The sequence below is a fragment of the Amycolatopsis tucumanensis genome (assembly GCF_021654135.1).
Lineage (GTDB): Bacteria > Actinomycetota > Actinomycetes > Mycobacteriales > Pseudonocardiaceae > Amycolatopsis_E > Amycolatopsis_E tucumanensis.
In genome coordinates this window covers 24,118-40,791 of record NZ_JAKGSD010000066.1, presented here as the reverse complement: position 1 = coordinate 40,791, position 16,674 = coordinate 24,118, and the positions used below count along the sequence as shown (strand labels likewise).

Annotated in this window: 17 protein-coding genes; 5 read left to right on the top strand and 12 right to left on the bottom strand. The window is 70.2% G+C overall.

The genetic code is table 11. From position 1 onward, the window contains the following. Positions 1–285 precede the first annotated feature (285 nt). From L2C96_RS38800 to L2C96_RS38785, 4 genes are all read right to left on the bottom strand, one after another. Positions 286–1,032 carry an ESX secretion-associated protein EspG gene (locus L2C96_RS38800; RefSeq protein WP_020416833.1) on the bottom strand — a complete coding sequence of 249 codons (747 nt, stop codon included), beginning with the start codon at positions 1,030–1,032 and terminating at the stop codon, positions 286–288. Between the two features lie 4 nt (positions 1,033–1,036). Next, positions 1,037–2,347 carry a hypothetical protein gene (locus tag L2C96_RS38795; RefSeq protein WP_237339657.1) on the bottom strand — a complete coding sequence of 437 codons (1,311 nt, stop codon included), beginning with the start codon at positions 2,345–2,347 and terminating at the stop codon, positions 1,037–1,039. A gap of 154 nt (positions 2,348–2,501) precedes the next feature. After that, the gene (locus L2C96_RS38790) at positions 2,502–3,107 is read right to left on the bottom strand and encodes a DUF3558 domain-containing protein (RefSeq protein WP_084506021.1); all 606 of its coding nucleotides are present in this window, start codon (positions 3,105–3,107) and stop codon (positions 2,502–2,504) included. An 8-nt stretch (positions 3,108–3,115) separates the two neighbouring features. Next, complete coding sequence (locus tag L2C96_RS38785) at positions 3,116–3,517, bottom strand: hypothetical protein (protein WP_020416830.1); 402 nt, start codon at positions 3,515–3,517, stop codon at positions 3,116–3,118. A gap of 103 nt (positions 3,518–3,620) precedes the next feature. Between L2C96_RS38785 and L2C96_RS38780 the strand changes: the two genes are divergently transcribed. From L2C96_RS38780 to L2C96_RS38760, 5 genes are all read left to right on the top strand, one after another. Next, entirely contained in the window at positions 3,621–4,064 is a 444-nt protein-coding gene (locus L2C96_RS38780; protein ID WP_020416829.1) for a GNAT family N-acetyltransferase, read from the top strand. A gap of 43 nt (positions 4,065–4,107) precedes the next feature. Continuing rightward, entirely contained in the window at positions 4,108–4,794 is a 687-nt protein-coding gene (locus tag L2C96_RS38775) for a metal-dependent transcriptional regulator (RefSeq protein WP_020416828.1), read from the top strand. A gap of 80 nt (positions 4,795–4,874) precedes the next feature. Continuing rightward, positions 4,875–5,687: an LLM class flavin-dependent oxidoreductase gene (locus L2C96_RS38770; RefSeq protein ID WP_020416827.1), complete on the top strand. Its 813-nt coding sequence runs from the start codon at positions 4,875–4,877 to the stop codon at positions 5,685–5,687. A gap of 19 nt (positions 5,688–5,706) precedes the next feature. Beyond that, a complete protein-coding gene (locus tag L2C96_RS38765) occupies positions 5,707–6,747 on the top strand; it encodes a zinc-dependent alcohol dehydrogenase family protein (protein WP_020416826.1) in 1,041 nt (346 codons plus the stop codon). Continuing rightward, the gene (locus L2C96_RS38760; protein WP_020416825.1) at positions 6,744–7,583 is read left to right on the top strand and encodes a MurR/RpiR family transcriptional regulator; all 840 of its coding nucleotides are present in this window, start codon (positions 6,744–6,746) and stop codon (positions 7,581–7,583) included. The genes L2C96_RS38765 and L2C96_RS38760 overlap by 4 nt, the downstream gene beginning before the upstream one ends. 58 nt (positions 7,584–7,641) lie before the next feature. On the opposite strand, the gene L2C96_RS38755 is transcribed toward L2C96_RS38760, so the two are convergent. From L2C96_RS38755 to L2C96_RS38720, 8 genes are all read right to left on the bottom strand, one after another. Further along, the gene (locus tag L2C96_RS38755; protein ID WP_020416824.1) at positions 7,642–10,395 is read right to left on the bottom strand and encodes a PQQ-dependent sugar dehydrogenase; all 2,754 of its coding nucleotides are present in this window, start codon (positions 10,393–10,395) and stop codon (positions 7,642–7,644) included. 146 nt (positions 10,396–10,541) lie between these two features. Beyond that, positions 10,542–11,711 (bottom strand): acyl-CoA dehydrogenase family protein, encoded by a 1,170-nt coding sequence (locus tag L2C96_RS38750; RefSeq protein ID WP_020416823.1) that lies wholly within the window; start codon positions 11,709–11,711, stop codon positions 10,542–10,544. Beyond that, a complete protein-coding gene (locus L2C96_RS38745) occupies positions 11,708–12,556 on the bottom strand; it encodes a 3-hydroxyacyl-CoA dehydrogenase NAD-binding domain-containing protein (protein ID WP_020416822.1) in 849 nt (282 codons plus the stop codon). The genes L2C96_RS38750 and L2C96_RS38745 overlap by 4 nt, the downstream gene beginning before the upstream one ends. Further along, complete coding sequence (locus tag L2C96_RS38740; RefSeq protein ID WP_020416821.1) at positions 12,553–13,293, bottom strand: acetoacetate decarboxylase; 741 nt, start codon at positions 13,291–13,293, stop codon at positions 12,553–12,555. Before L2C96_RS38740 ends, L2C96_RS38745 begins: the two co-directional genes overlap by 4 nt. Further along, a complete protein-coding gene (locus L2C96_RS38735; protein WP_237339653.1) occupies positions 13,290–14,432 on the bottom strand; it encodes a CaiB/BaiF CoA transferase family protein in 1,143 nt (380 codons plus the stop codon). Before L2C96_RS38735 ends, L2C96_RS38740 begins: the two co-directional genes overlap by 4 nt. A 100-nt stretch (positions 14,433–14,532) precedes the next feature. Next, positions 14,533–15,438 carry a LysR family transcriptional regulator gene (locus L2C96_RS38730; protein WP_237339652.1) on the bottom strand — a complete coding sequence of 302 codons (906 nt, stop codon included), beginning with the start codon at positions 15,436–15,438 and terminating at the stop codon, positions 14,533–14,535. Positions 15,439–15,448: 10 nt separating this feature from the next. Then, positions 15,449–15,997: a hypothetical protein gene (locus L2C96_RS38725; RefSeq protein WP_237339651.1), complete on the bottom strand. Its 549-nt coding sequence runs from the start codon at positions 15,995–15,997 to the stop codon at positions 15,449–15,451. A gap of 101 nt (positions 15,998–16,098) precedes the next feature. Then, the gene (locus L2C96_RS38720; RefSeq protein WP_237339650.1) at positions 16,099–16,671 is read right to left on the bottom strand and encodes a TetR/AcrR family transcriptional regulator; all 573 of its coding nucleotides are present in this window, start codon (positions 16,669–16,671) and stop codon (positions 16,099–16,101) included. Positions 16,672–16,674 lie beyond the last annotated feature (3 nt).

Genomic DNA, 16,674 nt, shown 5'->3' with positions numbered 1-16,674 from the left:
AACCCGATCCCTGATCGCCTACGACCACTAACCAAGATCGGAATTACTCATCTAGCCCCGGTCTGCCTGCCCTGGCCCTGGTCTGCCTGGCCTGGCCGCCTGCCCCTGCCTCCTGCACGACTGTGCCTCTCGTGGCGTTACGAGAGTGTCACTCGTGCGATCGCGGCCGCTCCCGCCGCCACGCGCTCCCCCCTGGCCCTGGTCTGCCCTGGCCCCCTGCCGCCTGCCCCACCCCCTGCTCCTGCGCGAGTGTGCCTCTCGCGCGGGCGTGAGTGGCCCAGTCGCTCAGTTCAGCTCGCGGCGCAGCTCGTCCAGGCGGTCAGCAACGTCGGTGGCCGTGGCGGGGGCGAAGTGGAGGAGCTGGTCGTCGTAGTGGGGTTTCGCCTGGACGGTCCACCGGCCTTCGGCGTTGTCGTAGACCCGGAGCGGGAAGCGCGTGTGCCGCGGCTGTCCGGTGTGGTCGCGGACCTCGGCGTGCAGCTCCGCGATGAAGTACGGCTCCAGCGAGGCCAGGTAGTCGGCGCGCATCACCGCCCGGCTGGGCCGGGTGCCGTTCAGCTCGGCCTGGCGCGCGCCGCGGACCTCGCTGCGCAGCACGGTCAGCGACGGCTCCGGGGACTTGCGCACGTCCTGAGGGAGGACGTCGGCGAGGACCTTGCTGAGCCGGTCGCGCTGGAAGGTCCGGACCGAGACCTCCTGCCCGTCCCGGACGGCGACGACCCCGAACCGCTGGTCGGCGGCAACCAGGGTGGAGATGTTGACGCCCCGCGTGGTGTCCGACAGCCACCCGAACCGCGCCTCGGCGGGGGTGGAGAGCAGGCGCGCGAGGTCGGCGAACGTCGGCTCGTCGCGGGTGGGCACGTGGAAGCGCGCGAGGGCGGCGTCAGCGGCGCGTCTGAAGGCGAGATCGGCGTCGTCGGGGCGCCACACGGCCTGCGGTGCGAGCGCGAGGTGCAGTTCGGCGCCGGTGACCTTGGCGACCATGGCCGCGAGGAGGTCGACCTGGAACCGTTCCGGTTCGGCGAACCACATGGCGTTACTGGCCGAGTACCGGCGGGGAGACGGTCATGCCCGTGACGGGGTCGACGGCCTTCTCGCCCTCCGCGGTGAGCTGGAAGTGCTCATCTTCGTCCACGATGTACTTCCGCTGGTGCTCGCCGTCGTCGTCGCCCTTGCCGCGGTTGCCCGCGCCGGCGCCCATGGCGCCCGGACTGCCGGCGGCGCCACTCCGCCCGGCCGCACCGGCGCCGCCACGGCCGAACGACTCACTCGCCGCGGCGGGGTTCCCGGCGCCGAAGCGCTTGCCGTCGCTGAGGGGGTTGCCGCCGCTGCCGGGACCGAAGCCACCGCCACGGCCCGCGCCACCTGCCCCGAAATCGCCCGCACGGCCGGCGCCACCCGCGCCGAAGCCCCGTCCGGAGCCGACGCCGGCCCGGCCCGCTCCAGCGCCCGGCCCACCCGCGGGGTTGGCGCCGCGATAACCCGCGGCGTTCCCGTACCCGGGGACGCCGTACGCGCCGGGGGTGCCGTAGTTGCTGCCGCCGCCGTACCCGCCCTGCTGAGGAGGGCTGTAGGAGCCCGCCGAGGGCGGCGCGTAGGCCGCGTCGGAGGCGACGGTGCGCCCGTCGGCCGGGATCTGACCTGCGGGGGCCTGGTAGGGCCCCGACAGGGACGAGGTGCCGCCGGTGACGCCACCGCCGCCTCGGGAGGCACCCCCAGCGCCCCCGAAGCGCGGCCCGTCACTGGTCGGCTTGTTCTGGATGTCGACGCTGCCGCCCGGCTGGGCACCCTGGGTGACACCGAGGACGCCGGCGTCGAGGGTGCCGTAGGTGGTCGGCATCTTCGCGCCGTTGTCGCCCGAGGTGGTCGACCAGGCTTGCATGGCCTCGACGTTCTGCTTGGCGGCCGCGTTCGCCGCCGCGACCTTCACCATCTGGCTGAGGTCGCCGTTCGAGTCGCCGATGATCTCCTTGAGCCCCGGAGGGATCTGCGGAACCTCCGGCACCGGGACGACCTTGTTCTTGGTGTCGAAGAAGGCCTGGGACTGGTTCTCGATCAGTTCGTAAGCTGTGTTCATCGCGGCAGCAGCACTGGAATGGGCAGCAGCCAACTTGCTCACGCTCTGGGACGCGGCGTCCGCTGCGCCACCCGTCCAGCCCTCCACCATGGTTCCGGTCAGCGCCGCGACCTGCCTACTTCGAATCTGATACTTCTTCATGACCGTGCCGAGATGGTGCTGGCCCTGCTGGAGGTTCACGGGGCCGGGAGCGTGCTGGAAGTTCTCGTAGATCTGCTGCCCCGTCATCCCGCCGAGGGAAGCGGTCGAACCGAGGACTGCGCCAGTCATTCGTTTCCCCCAAAATCCACGGCCTCGATCACAACAGGTGCCTGCGGACGAGGTGGCCAGGTCAAGAACATAGTTCAACCAAAGGGTAGCGTGAGTCGATCATGGCCCGTGCGAGTATTGCCAGGTTCGCCGAGATGGGTGAATTGCCTGCGGCTCATGATCCGATGGTCTCGATGATCTTGCCTGCCACGGTGGAGGCAGCGCCGCAGTTGTCCTCCCCTGGCTTGCCGGTGACCGAAACGTCCAGAACGGTTCGGTCATCGATTCCCACCACCAAATCGCACGTGCCGTCAGGGCGTGCATCGGTGACGTTGCTGTAGACGGCAGGATAGCCGGAAACCGACGTCGGTTCGAAGTAGCCGTTCTTGAACCAGCCGGCGGCGTTTTGGTCGTAGGTGTTCTGCAAGCCCTTGTCGTTCACTGTGTAAAAGGCTTGGACTACCCACTCCAGATTCGGGCCGAATTTCCATGAGCACGCGTTGTTGGTGTGCCTGCCCTCATTGCTTATCGTCAATTCGGCGGTTTGGGCGCTGGTCAGGCTGCTGCATGGATCGGCGATGAAGGCAGTCGCGTCGAGTGGGGTGTGCACAGGGGGTGCTTGGTCGGTTGTTGCAGTCGACGAAGGTTGTGTGGACGTACCTGGCGATGTCGGACTGAAGCTCGTCCCGATTCCGCTTCCGTCCGAATCCGAACACGATGTGAGAACGAGCAGAGCCGCGCCTATGGTTGCCGTGACGCTGATCTTGACCTCGCGCACCATTTCCCCTATCAGTACAGCCCGCTGCCGTTTGTCGAGTCGCCCGTATCGTACAGGCCGCGACGAGTGTCGTCGTCCTGCTCGATGAAAGTGCCGTTGGCTTTCCTCAATTGCTCGATCCAGGTCGTCGCATAGGACCGCATGTGACGATTGTGGTCGATGGCGAGTCGAATCGAGTTCTTGGTGGCTTCGGCGTTCTGCGCCGCCGGCGCATCGGCTGACGGCGGCTGAGCCAGCCGTAGGGCCTCTCTGAGGCTGTTGTAGTCGTCATCAAGACCGTCCCGCAGCTCCTCCCACTTTGGGATCAGCTCGGCGATCTGGTCGGGGTCGAAGCGGTACCCGGCGCCTCCCACGGCGCTCAGGCCCGCGCCCACCGTCGGCCCCAGCGAGACCTGCCCGTTGCCCTCGGTCATCTGTTCCCTACCCCCCGTGTGGAACGCAGTTCAAGCAGAGACTAGCGCGACCGGATCACCCACGGCCTCCGGTTGGTCGAAATCGCCGCATAGCATGGGTCACATGCCGGTACGAGAAGCCGAGGTCAGGGACGTCGACGAGATCTGCGCGCTCATCGAGGAGCACGCCCGCTACGAGGGCAACGACACGCTCACCCTCGACCGCGCCGAGATGACCAAGCACCTGTTCGGTCCGGAGCCCAAGGCGTGGGTCCTCATCGCGGAACCGCCCGGCTCCGGCACCGTCGCGGGGATGGCCTTCTGCTCCTGGAACTTCTCCACCTGGGAGGGGCGCCCCGGCATCTGGCTGGACGACCTGTACGTCCGCCCGGAGCACCGCCGCCACGGGCTGGGCAACGAACTGCTCGCCGCGCTGCGGGCGCGCACCGATGGGCGCGTCGAGTGGGACATGCAGGAGGGCAACGAGCGCGCCGCGGCCTTCTACGCCCAGCTCGGCGCCCAGCCGGTGCCCGGCTGGATCCGCTACCGCTGGTCCCCGGGGAGTTAGGCAAGGCTGACTCCCACCGGGGGCCGCACGTAGAGTTATTAGCATGCCTGACAGTCCGCACCGCTCGTCCTCCTCGTCGATCGAGGACTACATCCGGGTCATCTACGGCCTGGTCGAGCGCGGTGAGGCCGTCACCAACACGACCCTGGCCGGCCGCCTCGAGGTGAGTCCCTCGTCGGCGTCCGGCATGGTCACCAAACTCGCCCAGCAGGGCCTCGTCGAGCACGTCCCCTACCGCGGCATCGAGCTGACCCCCGAAGGCCGCCGCCTCGCGCGGGGTGTCCTGCGGCGCCACCGGCTCATCGAGACCTACCTGGTGCAGGAACTCGGCTACACGTGGGACGAGGTGCACGGCGAGGCCGACGCGCTCGAACACGCGGTCTCCGACCGGCTCATCGAGCGCATCGCGGCCAAGCTCGGCAACCCGGTCCGCGACCCGCACGGCGACCCCATCCCGGCCGCCGACGGCAGCGTCGAGGAGGTGCCGACCCGCCTGCTCGACGAGATGGAGCCGGGCGCGGTCGGCCAGATCGTGCGCGTGTGGGACACCGACCCGGACATGCTGCGCTACCTCGCCGACCACGCCATCGCCCTCGGCGAGCGGATCGAAGTGGTGGAACGCCAACCGTTCGGCGGCTCACTCGTGGTCAAGGTCGGCTCGGGCGCCGAAGCGGCGACCCACGCGCTGGGCAAGGAAATCGCGCAGGCGCTGAGCGTCGCCGTCTTCTGACCGTGCGCCTCCCGACGTAGGCCGCAGAGCCGACGACGAACGGACGCGGTGACGAGGCCCACGGGTCCACCATCGGCCGCATGACTGACAAACCCTTCCGCTTCGGCCTCGTCGCCGGGCAGATCACCCACCTCGCCGACTGGACCGCCCTCGCCCGCCGCACCGAGATCCAGGGCTTCCACACGCTCCTCTCACCCGACCCGCTCGGCGGTCTGGACCCCTTCACCACCCTGTCCGCCGCCGCGGCCGTCACCACCGAACTGCACGTCGGCACTTTCGTCGCCGTCGACGGGTTCCGCGACCGGCGGCTGCTGGCCTGGCAGGCGGAAAGCCTGCACCGGCTCACCGGCGGCCGCTTCGAACTCGGCCTCGGCACCGGCCGCCCGGGCGCCGAGGCCACGCTCGGCCGGCTCGGCCGCGAGTTCGGGACACCGAAAGAGCGGGTCGCGCACATCGCCGAAACCGTGCGGCACCTCAACGAGCAGGCGAACCGCCCCAAGCTCCTCCTCGCCGCGGGCGGCCCGAAGATGCTGGCACTCGCCGGCCGGGAAGCCGACGTCGTCACCATGGCCTGGCAGCCCCGCGCCACCGAAGCCGAAGCACGGGAACTGGTCCGCGCCGTCCACGACGCCGCGCACGGCCGGGACGTCGAACTGGCCATGAACCTGCTCGCCGTCGGCGACGAACCCGCGCCGTGGCTGGAGCGCTACATCGGCACCACGATCGCCGACCTGGTCGCGCACGGCTCCGTCAGCGTCCTGCCCGGCACCGCGCAGCAGGCCGCCGACACCCTCCTGCGCCGCCGCGACGAGCTGGGCATCTCCTACATCACCATCAACTCCGGCTACGCCGACCGCTTCGCCCCGATCGTGGAGCTGCTCAAGGGCCGCTGACGCCACGTAGGGTGTCGGGGTGCGCGCAGTCGTCTTCACCGAGTTCGGAGCCCCACCGCAGGTCCGCGACGTGCCCGACCCGGCGCCGGCCCCGGACGGCGTGGTCGTCGCGGTCGAGGCGACCGGCGTGTGCCGCAGCGACTGGCACGGCTGGCGCGGCCACGACAGCGACATCACCCTCCCGCACGTGCCCGGCCACGAGCTCGCCGGCCGGATCGTCGCGACCGGCGACCGGGTGCGCCACTGGTCACCCGGTGACCGCGTCACCGTCCCGTTCGTGTGCGCCTGCGGCACGTGCGAGCAGTGCGTCACCGGCAACCAGCAGATCTGCGTGAACCAGACCCAGCCCGGGTTCACGCACTGGGGATCGTTCGCCGAGCTGGTCGCCCTCGGCCACGCCGACGTCAACCTCGTCCGGCTGCCTGATGACCTCGCGTCCAGCACGGCCGCGGCGCTCGGCTGCCGCTTCGGCACCGCTTTCCGCGCCGTGCTGCGGCAGGGGCGGACGACCGCGGGCCAGTGGGTCGCCGTGCACGGCTGCGGTGGCGCGGGCATCTCGGCGGTCATGCTCGCCGTCGCCGCCGGCGCGCGGGTCGTTGCCGTCGACCTCTCTCCCGAAGCCCTTGCGCTGGCCGCGAAACTGGGCGCGGAAGCCACTGTCGACGCCGGCCAGGACACCGCCGCCGCCATCCGCGACATCACCGGCGGCGGCGCGCACGTCTCCCTGGACTGCGTCGGCCTGCCGCAGACCTGCGCGGCCTCGGTGGCGAGCCTGCGGCCCCGCGGACGGCACGTCCAGGTCGGGCTGATGCCGCCGGGGCAGGGCATCCCGCCGATCCCGATGCACCGCGTGATCGCCGACGAACTGGAAATCCTCGGCAGCCACGGCATCCAGGCCCACGAGTACCCGGAGATGCTGGCGATGGTCGAACGATCCACAATGGACCTGAACGCGCTGATCGGCCGCCGGATCACGCTGGACGAAGCACCGGCAGCGTTGATGGCGATGGACGACCCGGTCGGCGGCGCCGGCGTCACGGTCGTGGAGTTGCGCGTGTGAAGGCCCCCGGGAGCTACCAGGAGCTGGCGGAACTGCTCCGGAGCCGGTTGCCGAAACTGGCCTCGGGGCAGCTGCGCCTCGCCCACCTGCTGCTCGCCGACCCGGAGGGCACGGCCTACCGCGGCATCTCGGAAGCCGCGCGGTTGCTGGAGATCCGCGAGTCGACGGTGACGCGGTTCGCGAACTCCCTCGGGCTCACCGGGTACCCCGACATCATGGAGCTGTGCCGCACCTGGGTGGCCGAGCAGGCCCAGGTGGCCCGGCGCACCGAGCACGCCGCCGAGCCGGAGCCGGGCGGCCTGCTCTCCGCGGTGCTGGAACAGGAGCAGACCAACCTCTCGCGCACTTTCAGCCACCTGGAGCGGCCGTCGTGGCTGCGGGCGGTGGAACTGCTCGCGCGGGCGCCGCGCGTGCACGTGATGGGGCTGCGCGAGTGCCGGCCGGTGGCGGACCTGGCGGCGCAGCGGCTGGGTGAGATCCTGCCCGCCGTGCACCGGCTCGGCGGCGGCTCGCTGCCGGACGAGCTCAAGGAACTGTGCGAGGACGAGGTCCTGCTGGTGTTCTCGGTGCGCCGATACGCGGCCGACACGGTCCGGGTCGCCGGGTACGCCAGGGAGACCGGGCTGCCGGTGGTGGCGTTGACGGACAACGCCGCGTCGCCGCTGGTGGAGTCCGCCGAGGTGGCGTTGTTCGCGGAGACCTGCGGCGTCTCGCACAGCCGCTCGCTGACCGCGCTGACGGCGCTCACCCAGGCGCTGATCACCGAGGTCGCGATCGAGCTCGGCGACCCGAAACCGGACCACCGCCTGCTCGACACCCTGCACTTCTACTACTGAGCAACGAAAAACCGCCCTCCCCGCACGCGGCGGGGAGGGCGGTTTTTCGCATCAGAACTCAGTACCGGCGGTCGATCACGGTCCCGTTCGGGTACCACTGGATGTAGCCCCGCTGGAAGTTGTTCCGCCTGCCGCCGTCCGCGGCGAACTCACCCGTGGTCGGGTAGCCGAGGTACGACGTCTCCCAGCCCAGAGCCGCCCACCGCGCCCGGATCGCGCCGTAGATCTCGTGCGCGCCCGTCGACGGCGAGAAGTAGATCGATGCCGCCTTGTCGAAGTGGTTGTACCGGCCGATGCCGTCCGGCGTGATCAGCTCGTCCGTGGCCGGGTAGCCCATCGGGCCGGCTTCCCAGCCGGTCTGCTGCCACACCTGCCGGATCAGGCCCCAGATCGAGTGGGCGCCGTTGGCAGGCGTCCAGTAGATCGAGCCGTCCTTGCTGAAGTGGTTGTACCGGCCGATGCCGTCCGGCGTCACCAGCTCGTCGGTCGTCGGGTAGCCGAGCGGGCCGGCTTCCCAGCCCTTCTCCGCCCACTTCTCCCGGATCACACCCCAGATGGCGTGCGTGCCGGTGTTCGGCGAGAAGTAGATCGACGCCGTCAGCGTGCCGGGCGTGCCGATGTAGTGGTTGTACTTGCCCACCCCGTCCGGCGTGGTCAGCTCGTCGGTCGTCGGCGCGCCGAAGCGGGTGTGACCGCCCAGTTCCAGGTACTTGCCCAGGATCGCGCCGTGCACCTCGTGCACGCCGGTCTGCGCCGACCAGTACATCCGGCCGTTGGCGTACACGCGGTAGTTGACGTTGCCGTCCTGCGCCTCGGGCGCGGTCGGAGCGCCGAGCAGCGAGCGCACGGCGGCGTCGCTGTTGTAGCGCTGGTCGATCGCCGTCGCGTAGGTCGCGGTCAGCGTCAGGTCCGAGGTGACCGTCAGCGTCCGCGTCCGGCTGGTGGATCCGTTCTCCCATGCGGAGAACTTGGACGCGCCGTCGGACGCGGTCTCCGCGGCCACCACGTCGAGCGTGACGCCCTCGGTCACCAGCGCGCTGTTCACGCCGCCCTCGGACGGGATCTGCAGCGACGCGGGCACGTTCGACTTCAGCGTCAGCCGGTGCTGGCGCGGCCAGGCCGTGTAGCTGGTGCTGGTGGACACGCCCGCGCTGTCGGTGGTCGTCGCCGTCAGGACCATCCGGGAGTCCGGGTGGTCGGTGAACGGGACGCTGAAGGTCGAGCCGCTGGCGCCCACGCCGGGGTGCGAGTGGCAGGTCTCCTCCTCCGGGCAGTGCAGCACGGTGGAGGTCCAGGTGACCTGCAGTGCGCCGTCCTCGGTGTCGGTCGCGGTCGCGGCCAGCGACACCGCCTCGCCGATCGCGAAGTCCCGCGCGGACGGCTCGGTCAGCGTGATCACCGGCGTGTGGTTGGCCGGTGCGACGGTGAACGACGTGGTCCCGGCCTTGTTGAGCGGGTCGCGCACGGTCAGCGTCGCGGTGAACGGGCCGTCGGAGCTGTAGGTGTGCGTCGTGGTGACGCCGGTGCCGGTCGTGCCGTCGCCGAAGTCCCACGTGTAGGTGAGCGCGTCACCGTCGTAGTCCGTCGACTCGGACGCGTCGAACGTGACGGTGCGGGTCGCCGGGTCGCTGGTGGTCGTCGCCTTCGCCACCGGGGTCGTGTTGCCGGTGACGTAGCTGAGGCGGCGCAGGTTGCCGGTGTAGATGTCGGCGTAGACGACGTCGCCGTTGGGGGCAGCGGCGAACTTGACCGGACCGCCGATGTCGGTGGCCAGCGGCGGGTCCTGCGGCGCCTGGGTCAGGGTGCCCGCGGTGTTCCAGCGCGCGGTCCACAGCTTCTTGCCGACGTAGTCGCCGAAGAAGAACGCGCCCTGGTACTCGGCCGGGTAGCTGGATCCGGTGTAGACGAGGCCGGCCGTGACGCTGTTGCCCTGGTTGGAGGCGTCACCGTGGTGGTACTCCCACAGCGGCGCGCTGTTGGTCACCGACGCGCAGCCGGGCAGGTCCGCGTAGCCGGGGGTGCGGTGGTTGCCCTCCCAGCACGGCCAGGCGTAGTTGCGGCCCGGCTGCACGAGGTCGAGCTCCTCCCACTCGTTCCAGCCGACGTCGCCGACGACGGGCAGGCCGCTGCTGGGGTCGAGCGTGAACCGGAAGGGGCTGCGGAAGCCGCTCGCGAACACCTTGCTGCGGGTCGCCGTGGGGTTGGCCGCGTCGTAGTACGGGTTGGTGGACACCCCGCTGCCGTTGGCGTTGATGTGCAGGACCTTGCCGTTGAGGGCGTTGACGTCCAGGGTCTTCAGCGCGTTCTCGTCGACGCGCGTGTAGTCGGAGTTGTCACCGATCGACACCCACAGCGTGCCGTCGTCGGCCGCGATGAGACCGGTCATACCGTGCACATCGGACCCGCCGGGCATGTCGATCAGCGTCTGCTCGCCGGTGATGCCGGTGGGCTCGGGGGAGCCGGTGACCGTCCACTTCGCCAGACGCAGCGTGAACGTCGTGCCGTTGGGAACCGAGCGGATCAGGTAGATGGCCTTCGACGTGGCGTAGTCGGGCGCCACGGCCACGCTGACGAGACCCAGGTCACCCTGGTTGCGCACGGTCAGGGTGCGCAGGGTCCGCGTGGTCTTGCCGTCCGTGGAGGTCCAGTTGAGCTTGCCGCTCTTGCCGGTGCTCAGGTAGCTCCCGTCCGGCAGGTAGGCGAAGTCGGTGAGGTCGAAGGCGTTCTGACCGGTCGGCTGGTCGAGCAGCACGAAGCCGGGCGGTGGCGCGGCGGCGGCCTGCGGGGCCGAGATCGCCGTGACCAGGCCCAACGTGATCAGTCCCGTCCCGATGAACGCGAGTAAGCGTTTGGCTAACCACCGAGAGTGCATGTATCCCCCTTCCAGGCGTACGACTTCTCTTCGCCTGAAAGGGGGATTTCGTTGCTGAGAGTTATTGATCTGTGATGCGAGATCTACTACACGAACGCGCTCTGGCCGGTGACGGCCTTGCCGACGATCAACGTGTTCATCTCGCGGGTGCCCTCGAAGGAGTAGATGGCCTCCGCGTCGGCGAAGAACCGGGCCACGTCGTAGTCCAGGACGATCCCGTTGCCGCCGAGCAGCTCACGGCACCAGGCCACCACCTCGCGCATGCGCGCGGTGACGAACGCCTTCGCCAGCGACGACTGCTCGTCGCGGAAGATCCCGGCGTCCTGCAGGCGGGCCAGCTGGACCAGCATGCCCCACGACGCGGTGATGTTGCCCAGGCTCTTGACCAGCAGGTCCTGGACGAGCTGGAAGCCGGCGATCGGCTTGCCGAACTGCTTGCGCTCCTTCGCGTACGCGAGCGCGGCCTCGTACGCGCCGATCATGACGCCCAGCGCCTGCCAGGCGACGCCGCCGCGGGTGGCGCGCAGGATCTCGGCGACGTCCCGGAACGAGCGGATGTTCCGCAGCCGGTTCGCCTCCGGCACCCGCACGTCGCTCAGCGTGATCTCGGCGTTCTCGACGATGCGGAACGCCACCTTGTTCTCGATCTTGACCGGGACGAAGCCGTCGGCCGGAGTCTCCACGACGAACCCCTTGACGCGGTTGTCGTCGACGTCCCGCGCCCACACGACGACCAGGTCGGCGAAGGTGGCGTTGCCGATCCACTGCTTGGCGCCGTTGAGCACCCAGGTGTCGCCTTCCCGCTTCGCGGTGGTGCGCATGCCGCCCGCCACGTCGGACCCGCCGAGCGGCTCGGTCATCGCGAACGCGCCGATCTTGTCCATCGCGGCCATGGCGGGCAGCCAGCGGTCGCGCTGCTCCTGGTCCCCGCCCGCGTACACGCTGTACATCGCGAGTCCGTTGTGGACACCGAAGAAGGTCGCCACGGACGGGTCGACGCGCGAGTACTCCGCGGCGAGCATCCCGGTCAGCAGGTGGCTGCCGCGGGGCAGCGGGTCGCCGTAGCCCTCGTAGGCCACGCCGGCCAGGCCCAGCTCGCGGAACTTGCCGATCAGCTCGCGCGGGAACTCGCCGCGCGCCCAGTAGGAGTTGACCAGCGGCTTGACCTCGGTCCGCATGAAGTCGCGGGCCTTCAGCAGCGTCTTGCGCTCCTCTTCGGACAGCAGGTCCTCGTAGCCGTAGAAGTCGGCGCTCATTCGGTGTCTCCTTGTCCTCGGGCGGCGAGGATCGCGAGCTGCTTGCGGTCGCGCTCCGCCGCGAGATCGGTGTATGCCTTGTCGCCGTAGGCCTTCTCCACGGCTTCGATGACTCGCTCGGTGGCTGCCGGGTCCGGCTGCCCGGGCGTGATCCGGTCCATCGATGCGCCGATGTGCGTCGCGAGGTGCCGGTACCCGCCGGGACCACCGCCGAGGTGCGCGCCGAGGAACGGCCCGACCGCCGCCCAGCGCAGGCCGAGCGAGTTGACCACGACCTCGTCCAGCCCGGCCGGATCGACCACGCCCTCCTGCACCAGGTGGATCGCCTCGCGCTGCAGGGCGTTCTGCAGGCGGTTGCCGACGAAGCCGGGCACCTCCTTGCGCTCGACGACCGGCACGCGGCCGAGCGAGCGGTAGAACTCCACGGCTTCTTGCACGGCTTCTTCTTTCGTGCGCGGGTTGGGAACGACCTCGACCAGGGGCATGATGTGCGGCGGGTTGAACGGGTGTCCGATGAGGACACGCGAGCCGTCGATGTCCGCGGTGAACTCGCTGGACGGGATCGCCGACGACGAGCTGAGCAGCAGCGCCTGCGCGGGCGCCTCGGCGACCAGCCGGGCGAACAGCTCGCGTTTGAAGTCCAGGCGCTCGGGTCCGTTCTCCTGCACCACGTCCACGTCGCGCACGGCCTCGCCGACCGAGCCCGCGATGTGCACGTCGAGGTCGCCCAGCGCGTCCGCGAGGTCCGGCCGCGGATCGCTGACCCGCACCTCGTGCCCGTGCGCGGCGAACAGGGCGGCCCAGGACAGCCCGATCGTGCCCGCGCCGATCACCGCGATCTTCATGACGCCTCCAGGTAGTCGTGCACCGGGGTGACCGGCGCCAGGGTGAGATCGGTGAGCACGTGGCTCGCCGAGACGACCTCCCGCACGGGCAGGTCGGCCAGCGGGGCGAGAACGTGCTCGAACAGCTGCAGCCGCGCGGGACCGGTCCAGGCCTCCTTGACCGTCACGTCGGTGATCCGGGTGCGGACCAGTTCCGCGACGCGCGGACGGCCGTCGTAACCGGGGACGATCTTGAGCATGAACGTCGGGACGGCGATCTGCTCGCGTGCTTCGGCGGGGTCGAGCGGGTGGTGCTTGTAGCCCATGGTCGCCGTCGCGACCCGGAGCGTGCCGTAGTCGAGCGTCCCGACGAGGGCGCCGTGGTCGACGTACAACCGCGGCGCGCCAACGGTTTTCGGGTAGGCGCTGACCTCGCGGCCGGACGCGGTGGCCGGGAAGTTGTCCAGGTGCATCGCGTGCAGGTACTCGCCGCGCTCGTCGCCGAGCCGCACCGGGATCGCCTGCCCGGCCTCGGTGTACGGGCCGTAGCCGCTCACGTCGCCCATGCGCATGACCTCGAAGCGCACCAGCGGCTCGTCGATCTCCAGCGGCTCCGGGACGACGGCCCGCAGGGCGTCGAAATCGGTGCGGTAGACGACGTTGAGGTACTCGCGGTCGGTGAACCGCGGCACGACCGGCGCGTAGGCCGGGTTCGTCAGCGGGGTCGTGTGGCGCCGCGCGACGTCGGTGGCCTTCATCGTCCGCTCACCTCGCGCAGCACCTCTTCGGTGTCGGCGCCGGGTGCCGAGGGCAGGCGGCGGATCTCTGCCGGGGTTTCCGAGAACCGCACCGGGATGCCGGCCGTGCGGACCGGGCCTTCGGTCGGGTGCTGGACCAGCCGGATCAGGCCGCCGTCGCGGACGTAGGGGTCCTCGTCGGCGCGGTCGAGTTCCAGCACCGGCGCCATCGGGATGCTGTGCTTCGCGCACACCTCCGCCCACTCCGCGGTCGTCAGCGCCGGGGCGCACTCCTCGATCAGGTCGGCCAGCGCGTCCTTGTCCGCGGAGTCCACGTAGTCGCCGTTCACGCGCGGGTCCTCGGCCAGCTCGGGCCGTCCCGCCGCGGCGAAGAAGTCCCGGAAGTTCTGCGGGTTGTACGGGATCACGCACGCCAGCCCGTCCTTGGTGCGCACCGCGCGGTGGCCCTGCCCCATGGACAGCGGGAACCCGGTGGGCGCCGACGGCGGCTCGAACGTGTGCCCGGCGAGGTGCTCGACCAGGTTGAACGCGATCAGCGTGTCCGTCATCGGGACCTCGACGTGCTGGCCCTGCCCGGTCTTCTGCTGGTGCAGCAGCGCGGCGAGCACCGAGTAGGCGATGGTCAGCGCGGAGACCTTGTCGCCGAGGATCGTCGGCAGGTACACCGGCTTGCCCAGCGCGCGGTTCGCGATGTCGACCAGCCCGGACGCGGCCTGCACGGTCTCGTCGTAGGCGGCGTGGCCCGCGCGGTCGGAGTCGCCGCGGAAACCCTGCGCGTGCGCGTAGACCAGCTTCGGGTTGCGCCGGGACAGCTCGTCGTAGGTCAGGCCGAGCCTGCCGAGCGCGCCAGGGCGCATGTTGGTGATCAGCGCGTCGGCGGTGTCGATCAGGTCGAGCGCCCGCGCGCGCTGCTCGTCGTCCTTGAGGTTCAGGGCCACGCTGCGCTTGTTGCGGTTCACCGCCATCGCCAGCGCGGTCATCCCCGGGGTGTTGCGGTAGTGCCCGTTGCGGGCCGAGTCGCCCGGCGCCTCGATCCGGATCACGTCCGCGCCCAGGTCGCCCAGGATCTGCGCGGCGTACGGGCCCATCACCACCGTGGAGAGGTCGATGACCCGGATCCCGTCGAGTGGACCACTCATCACTGCTCCTCGTTCTCGTCCTCACCTGACAATTCGACGGTAGGTCCGAAAACGAGGAGAGGGAATGATCAAAGGGCGAACAATGGTATGACCGCAGTGGTCATACCATTTGCCGGAAAACTTCTCTGGCGTCCGCGACGAGTCCGGCCAGTTCCGCCCCCGGACAGGCCCGGTCACGTCGCCAGATGAGCCCGGTCTGCAGCTCGGGGCGGAAATCGGTGATCGGGAGCACGGCCACGTTCTCCACGCTGTAGTTGCGCATCGGACTGCGCGGGTCCAGCATCGAGACGGTGAACCCGAGACCGCTCGCGACGATTTCGGCGACCCCGGAATAGTCCGTTCGCGGCGGCTTGAGACGTTTCTTGACGCCTGCCGCACGCAGTTCCTGGTCCATTTGTTCGAAATAAACCGGCTGCGCCTCCGGCGGCACCGGGACGTACGACAGGTCCACCAGGTCGGTGAGGCTCAGCGCGTCGCGGCCCTCGAACCGGTCCGCGGGCACGACCGCGCCCAGCGGCTCCGACAGCACCCGCACGACCTCCAGCGCGGGATCGCTCACCGGCAGCCGGACCAGCGCGAGGCTCAGCCGCCCGTCGTGCACCGCCTCGATCAGGTCGCTGGTGCGGCCCGGCCAGCGCTTGAGGTCGAACCGGTCGCGGCAGCGTTCCTCCAGCTCCTGCACGCGGGCACGCAGGTCCGGGTGCAGCCCGGCCGGCACGCCGATGAGCGCCATCCGGTGCCGCGGACCGAGAGCCTCGCGCAGCCGCCAGGGGATCGCGTTGAAGTGTTCGAGTGCCTCGCGGGCCAGCGGGAGGAGCGCGGCGCCGGCGTCGGTCAGCTCGACGCTGTGGGTGCTGCGCCGGAACAACCGGTGCCCCAGCTCGTGTTCGAGGTCCTTGATGCGCTGACTCAGCGGTGACGCGGCCATGTGGAGCTTGCGCGCGGCCTGCGAGAAGTTCAGCTCCTCGGCCACCACGACGAAGTAACGCAGGTGAAAGATCTCCACCCGGCCGAGCTTACGGGCGGCAGAGGATGATCAGGATGCAACTCGGCGGCGTGCGGGACGGGGTGGTCGTGGTCGCGCCGGTGCTGGTGCCGCCGGTGGGGGTGCTCGTCTGGCCGGGGTCGGTCGGATCGCCAGGGGCGCCGGGGTCGGTGCTCGACGCGGGCGGCAGGTTGGAGTCGGTGACGGTGACCGTCTCGGTGGACGTGCTGGTGCGCGACCTCGTGGCCCACGGCACGATGTCGCCGCCGTTCCCGGCGCCGGGGGAGGCGTTGGTGACCGTGATCCGCGACGAGCTGTTGGTGCGCTCGGTGGTGCTCTGGTTTCCGGGGACGCCGCCGCCGGCGAGGCCGCCGGTCGGCCCGGCCGGGAGGCTGAACAACGCGGCGTCGTCGTTGGGCGAGGTGTCCGCGCCGACCTTGACCAGGATCGCGGCGAGCCCACAGCCCAGCACGACGGCGAGCATGACCGCCATCACCTGGAACCGGGATCTCGGCGCGCGGGGCTGTTCCGTCCAGCCCTCGCGCTCAAGCAGTTCGGCCACCGACACTTCGTCGTTCACCGGACCCACCTTTCGGACGCGAAGGCATACCGACAGTTGCGCGCATTTGTACCGCAACCGGGTGAAGGTGACTCAGCCGGGGCCGTGAAACAACGTCCAAATTACTGACGGTGTTGGGAAATCGCTCCAAGCAACTTACGTGCGCCGTCAACGGCACGATCGAAGTGATCGACGGAGCCCGCCGCGCGGGCGAGCACGTACCCGCCCTGCACCACCGCGGCGATGGTGGCCGCGGTGGCGCCGGTGTCCAGGTCCGCGGGCAGCTCCCCGCGCGCCACACCGTCGGCGAGCACCCCGTCGAGCCGTTCCTGCAGCCAGCCGAGGGTCTCCTTTACCGGCTGCCGGAGGGCCTCGCTGGCCACGACGTCCGGGTCCTGCGCGAGCCGCCCGATCGGGCAGCCGCGGAGGACCTCCCGTTCCCGCAGGAGGTACGCGTCGATGCGCTCCAGGGCGGTGCCGCTACTGGCGAGCGCCGTCTCGGCCTCGGCCCGCATCTCCTCCGCGCTGCGGCGGATCGCGGCCAGCGCCAGGTCCGGCTTCCCGCTGAAGTGGTGGTACATGCTGCCCTGGCCGGCCTGCGCGTGCTGCTGGATGGCCTTCGGGCTGGTGCCCACGTAACCGCGGTCCCGCAGCAGCTCCTGCGTGCTGCGGATCAGCCGCTCCGAGGTGTCCACCCC